General features: G+C 71.0%; 1 protein-coding gene. It reads right to left on the bottom strand.

Annotation, left to right across the window (positions count from 1 at the left end; translation table 11 throughout):
- Positions 1-458 (bottom strand): SAV2148 family HEPN domain-containing protein (locus tag RNC47_RS36710; protein WP_311605208.1); only part of this gene is annotated, 458 nt, incomplete at both ends.

Here is a 458-nt window from a genome sequence, read left to right on the forward strand (position 1 = left end):
GGCGAGGACCGCCTCGTTCAGCGCGCGGTTGCGGGAGACGACGTTACGGGTCACCTCCAGCTCGTCGAGGGCCAGCTCGACATCCCGGCGGTCGTCGAAGTACGGCTCGAAGCACGGCCAGTGCTGGACCATCAGCTCGCGCAGCTGCGGCAGGGTGAGGAAGCTGAGGACGTTGTCGTCGGCCGGGTCCAGCAGATAGCCCTTGCGGCGCGAGACCTCGCGTACGGCGACGGCGCGCTGCACCCACTCCTGTCCGGCGGGTCCGGCGGCGGCCACCACCCAGTCGTCGCCGTGCACCGGCTCGTAGATCGGCCGGAGCACCGCGGCGACCACCGCACGCAACCGCTGTTCGACCAGATTCAGCCAGATATAGGCGCGCCCGGCCCGCTGTGCGCGGGTGCGCACCTCGCTCCACGCCTCGGCGCTCCACTCCAGCTCGGCACCGATCTCCATGGGCT

This window comes from Streptomyces millisiae (assembly GCF_031845425.1).
Lineage (GTDB): Bacteria > Actinomycetota > Actinomycetes > Streptomycetales > Streptomycetaceae > Streptomyces > Streptomyces millisiae.